This is a genomic window from Pseudomonas sp. HMWF006, from assembly GCF_003061205.1.
Taxonomy (GTDB): domain Bacteria; phylum Pseudomonadota; class Gammaproteobacteria; order Pseudomonadales; family Pseudomonadaceae; genus Aquipseudomonas; species Aquipseudomonas monsensis.
Genome location: NZ_QAIU01000413.1, coordinates 6,093 through 10,871 on the forward strand (window position 1 = coordinate 6,093; position 4,779 = coordinate 10,871).

At 61.5% G+C, this 4,779-nt stretch carries 7 protein-coding genes; 5 read left to right on the forward strand and 2 right to left on the reverse strand.

The window, feature by feature from the left end; all coding sequences use genetic code 11:
* The coding region (locus DBR24_RS32545) for a DUF2802 domain-containing protein (protein ID WP_256591584.1) at window positions 1-224 on the forward strand (224 nt) is incomplete at its 5' end.
* Between the two features lie 121 nt (window positions 225-345).
* Here DBR24_RS32545 and DBR24_RS17030 read toward each other — a convergent pair.
* A complete protein-coding gene (locus DBR24_RS17030) occupies window positions 346-675 on the reverse strand; it encodes an EscU/YscU/HrcU family type III secretion system export apparatus switch protein (protein WP_128615325.1) in 330 nt (109 codons plus the stop codon).
* Window positions 672-2,246 carry a flagellar hook-length control protein FliK gene (locus tag DBR24_RS17035; protein WP_128615326.1) on the reverse strand — a complete coding sequence of 525 codons (1,575 nt, stop codon included), beginning with the start codon at window positions 2,244-2,246 and terminating at the stop codon, window positions 672-674. The genes DBR24_RS17030 and DBR24_RS17035 overlap by 4 nt, the downstream gene beginning before the upstream one ends.
* A 197-nt stretch (window positions 2,247-2,443) precedes the next feature.
* On the opposite strand from DBR24_RS17035, the gene ccmA reads away from it, so the two are divergent.
* The 4 genes from ccmA (at window position 2,444) to ccmD (ending at window position 4,763) form a co-directional block, all read left to right on the forward strand.
* Entirely contained in the window at window positions 2,444-3,079 is a 636-nt protein-coding gene (gene ccmA, locus DBR24_RS17040) for a cytochrome c biogenesis heme-transporting ATPase CcmA (RefSeq protein ID WP_128615327.1), read from the forward strand.
* The gene (gene ccmB / locus DBR24_RS17045) at window positions 3,076-3,744 is read left to right on the forward strand and encodes a heme exporter protein CcmB (protein WP_034151525.1); all 669 of its coding nucleotides are present in this window, start codon (window positions 3,076-3,078) and stop codon (window positions 3,742-3,744) included. Before ccmA ends, ccmB begins: the two co-directional genes overlap by 4 nt.
* Before the next feature lie 90 nt (window positions 3,745-3,834).
* Window positions 3,835-4,590: a heme ABC transporter permease gene (locus DBR24_RS17050; protein WP_123465803.1), complete on the forward strand. Its 756-nt coding sequence runs from the start codon at window positions 3,835-3,837 to the stop codon at window positions 4,588-4,590.
* Entirely contained in the window at window positions 4,587-4,763 is a 177-nt protein-coding gene (gene ccmD / locus DBR24_RS17055; protein WP_123465805.1) for a heme exporter protein CcmD, read from the forward strand. Before DBR24_RS17050 ends, ccmD begins: the two co-directional genes overlap by 4 nt.
* The last annotated feature ends 16 nt before the right edge of the window (window positions 4,764-4,779 follow it).

Below are 4,779 nucleotides of genomic sequence, written 5' to 3' on the forward strand. Positions count from 1 at the left end.
ACGGCAACGTGCGCATGGGCGACGCCCTGCATGAGTTGCGCTCGGTGGTCGGTCCTTTGCCGGACAAAATCGTTGCACTTGAGCAGCGCGATCCATCGAGCCTGTCATTCGCCCAAGCGGCGAAACTGGTGGGCATGGGCGCGAGCGTCGATGAACTGACTCAGTCCTGCGGGTTGACCCAGGCTGAGGCGGAGTTGATGAGCAAGCTGCATAAGAGCAGCTAGAAGCTTCAAGCTTCAAGCGGCAAGCAATATCAAAAGATCGCAGCGTTCGGCAGCGCCTACAGGGGAAACGCTAATCCTGATGTAGGAGCGGTCGAAGGCTGCGATCTTTTGCTTTCAGGGCTTAATAATCATCCCCGCGTTCGGTGACGTCCTTCTCGACCATCGGCGCCTGCGGGTCCTGTCCCTCGGGGAATTTCCCCTTCAGATTCCACGCAAACGCGATGATCTCGGCAATTGTCCGGTAGAGCTCTTCGGGAATGCTGTCGCCCAATTCCATTCGTGCCAACAAGCGCACCAGTTCGGCGTTCTCGTAGATCGGCACTTCGTAGTCGCGAGCAATGCGCAGGATTTCTTCGGCCAGCTCTTCGTCACCCTTGGCGGTGAGGGTCGGGGCGTGGTTGCCGTCGTATTTGAGGGCGATGGCCTGGCGTGGTGCGGTGGAATCGTTCATGCGGTTTCGTCGACCCAGCGGTGTTCGAGACGGGTTTGGTTGCCTTGTGGCGGGGCGCCGAGGTGGCAGTCGAGGTCGCCGACATTCAGCCCGCAATCGAGCAGACGCTGACGCAGGGCGAACAAGTTGTTTTCGATCAGGTCGGCGGTGTACCGCCGCTCGACCCAGAGCTGGCTCGACAGGCTGCCGCTGATCAATTGCGCCTGAATCTGCATTGGCCCGAGCGGTTCCATGTCGAACGCCAGATCAACGCGCCACAGTTGTTGCCTGGGTTCGCGCTCATCGCGACGTTCGTTCGGTTGCGGTTCTCTTTCCGGCGCTTCTTCACGCTGAAACTTGACCTGCAACGGCACGATGTCCTGCAGGTTGCGCATGGGAATTTCCAGTTGCCAGGTGCTGAGCAGGCGCCCGTCGTCGGTAACGCCGGTCTGCTCCAGGCTCGACAACTGATGGCTTTGCAGGCGCGAAACGGCGGCAGCGGCGAGGCGCAGCAACTGTTCCAGATCGCCTTCGCCTTCCAGGCTTTGCAGCAAACGCTCGGGCAGCGGGAAGCTGCTTGGCACCGGTTTCGCGCTGACCTGGCCAAGCATGCCGAGGGCGTTGCGAACGAAACTCGGCAGCGCTTGCGCCAGGGTGTTGGCGGCGATGATCGCGTTGAAACTGCTGTTGCCCGGCAGGCCCGGGGTCAGTTGTGCGATCAGCTTGAGCAGGTCGGCTTTCATGTCCGGTGCCAGCGTCGGGTTCTGCCCGGTCAGCAGTTTGCCTTCGAGGAACACGCCGCTGTTGGCCAAGGCCAGTGCTACGCCTTTGGCTGTACTCAGTTGTTGTACATCGGGGAGGCTGGCGAGCAGTTTGTCGACCACTGCGCGCAGATCCTGCGATGTCTGATCGGTATCGCTCGGCAGATTTTGCAAGGCGTTCAGCAACCCCGTCAGGGAGGCCTGACGGCTTTGCTGGCCGAGCAGTTGCTGACTCACGGCCAGTTGTTCCTGACGGCTGCTCATCGGCAGGAATTTCAGGGTGTGTGAGTCTTCGACCAATGCCGACAGCAAAGTGCCGATGCGCAGCGGCTGCGGGCTGTCGATGGTCAGGGTGCTGCCGCTCTGTGCGGTGTTGAGCAAACTGACCAAGGAGCGAAACACCGCCACTTGCCCCGGCGTTTGCGGCAGCGCCTGCGAGGTCAGCACTTTGCCTTGCAGCAGCGTGCCGACCGGCAATTGCGCGGTGTCGATGCGGGTGAGGGCGGCGACGCTGCTGGCAATCGCTTGTTGCACAGTAATCGCCAGATTGCCCGCCGAAGGCTGAGTGATCGCCAGACTGGTGCCTTGGGGCAGCGGCAGATTGCTGGTCGCTTGCACGGTGGTCTGACGGCCGCTGTCCAGCGTCACCTTGAGCAGCAACTGAAAGGTCTGGTCCGCTTGCTTGAGCGACAACACCTCGGCCTTGGCGCTTTGCCCGGCGCCGATCAGGCCTTCGACCGGGGTCAGCAGCTTGAGCAGCTCACCGACCTGCGGGCGAACGGTCGCCGGGGTGGCGGGCGGGAGCGGGAGGATGTTCATTTCGCCTGTCATACGCGGACACAACCTGAGGAAAATGCACTCTTGAGAGTAAGGCACGGCATGTATAATGCCGCCCGTCTTGCGCTTCGTTCAAAAAACATAGCAATTGTTTGACCCAGCTCTCTAGATCGAGCCGTCAATGCATCTATGCTGCACCTCTTTAACGGCCGCGCCAGAGCCGACTTGAACCGTATAAGGCCCGTGATCCCTTGACCAGTCCTGTCCTGCAAACCGTTGCCCTCGCGTGTGAACGCGATCTCAGGCTGCTCTTCGAAAATCTCGAATTGAGACTGGCCAGTGGCGATATGGTGCAGATCAGCGGGCCCAACGGCAGCGGTAAAACCAGTCTGTTGCGTTTGCTCGCCGGGCTGATGCAGCCGACCGACGGTCAGGTCCTGCTCAATGGCCAGCCGCTGACCGAACAACGCGGCGAACTGGCGCGCAACCTGCTGTGGATCGGCCATGCCGCCGGGATCAAGGATTTGCTCACCCCGGAAGAAAACCTCTCGTGGCTCTGTGCCCTGCATCATCCCGCCGAGCGCGACGTGATCTGGCAAGCGCTGGCAGCCGTAGGATTGCGCGGTTTCGAAGATGTTCCCTGCCACACGTTGTCCGCCGGTCAGCAACGTCGCGTGGCGTTGGCGCGGCTGTATCTGGACAGCCCGCCACTGTGGATTCTCGATGAGCCGTTCACCGCCCTCGACAAGCAGGGCGTGGCGCAGCTCGAAGAACATCTGGCCGGGCACTGCGAACGCGGCGGCCTCGTGGTCCTGACCACGCACCACACGCTGAGCCGGATGCCGGCCGGCTATCGTGATCTCGATCTGGGGAACTGGGCAGTATGAGTGTGTTCGGCCTGCTGGTTGCCCGTGAATCGCGCCTGCTGTTCCGCCGTCCGGCGGAGCTGGCCAATCCGCTGATTTTCTTCGCCATCGTCATCGCGCTGTTCCCGCTGGCCGTCGGCCCGGAAACTCAAGTGTTGCAAAACCTGTCCCCCGGGTTAGTCTGGGTGGCCGCGCTGTTATCGGTGCTGCTCTCGCTGGACGGGCTGTTCCGCAGTGATTTCGAAGACGGGTCCCTTGAACAGTGGGTCCTTTCGTCGCACCCGCTGCCTCTTCTGGTACTGGCCAAGGTGCTGGCACACTGGCTTTTTTCGGGGTTGGCACTGGTTCTGCTCTCGCCGTTGCTGGCGTTGATGCTCGGTTTGCCGGTCGCCTGCCTGCCGGTGTTGCTGTTGTCGTTGCTGCTGGGTACACCGGTGCTGAGCCTGCTCGGCGCGGTGGGCGCAGCGCTGACGGTCGGTTTGAAACGCGGCGGCCTGTTGCTGGCGCTGTTGATTCTGCCGCTGTACATCCCGGTGTTGATCCTTGGCAGTGGCGCCTTGCAGGCCGCGCTGCAAGGCATGCCGGCGACCGGGTATCTGCTCTGGCTGGGTAGCCTGACCGCCCTGGCGATCACCCTGACACCCTTTGCAATAGCTGCTGGCCTGAAGATCAGCGTCGGCGAATAATAATGAGGTCTGGTCAAAAATTGACCACTTTTTTTAAAGAATGACCCTTGCCAGCTCACACCGATGAGCGGCACCCGTGATGGAAACAGTATGAACTGGACCTGGTTTCACAAGCTCGGCTCGCCCAAGTGGTTCTACGGCATCAGCAGCAAGTTCCTGCCTTGGTTGAGCATTGCAGCGTTGCTGCTGATCGGCGTCGGCGTCGTCTGGGGCCTGGCCTTCGCGCCGCCGGACTATCAGCAGGGCAACAGCTTTCGCATCATCTACATTCACGTGCCTGCGGCGATGCTCGCGCAGTCGATCTACGTGATGCTGGCGGTGTGCGGTGTGGTGGGGCTGGTGTGGAAGATGAAACTGGCCGACGTCGCCCTGCAATGCGCCGCGCCGATCGGCGCGTGGATGACCGCTGTGGCGCTGGTCACCGGGGCGATCTGGGGCAAACCGACGTGGGGGTCGTGGTGGGTGTGGGACGCACGCCTGACTTCGATGCTGATTCTGCTGTTCCTGTACTTCGGGGTGATCGCGCTGGGCAATGCCATCAGCAACCGCGACAGCGCCGCCAAGGCCTGCGCGGTGTTGGCCATCGTCGGCGTGATCAATATCCCGATCATCAAATACTCGGTGGAGTGGTGGAACACCCTGCACCAGGGCGCGACCTTCACCCTCACCGAAAAACCGGCAATGCCGGCAGAGATGTGGCTGCCGCTGTTGCTGACCGTGCTGGGTTTCTACTGTTTCTTCGGCGCCGTGCTGTTGCTGCGCATGCGCCTTGAAGTGCTCAAGCGCGAAGCCCGCGCCAGTTGGGTGAAAGAAGAAGTGCAGAACAGTCTGGAGGCCGCGCGATGAGTTTTGCTTCATTCGGCGACTTCCTCGCCATGGGCCATCATGGCCTGTATGTCTGGTCGGCCTATGGCATCTGTCTGGTGGTGCTGGCCTTCAACGTGGCGGCGCCGGTCCTGGCCCGCAAGCGGTATCTGCAACAAGAGGCGCGTCGTCTGCGCCGGGAGAACGGCAAGTGAATCCGCTGCGCAAAAA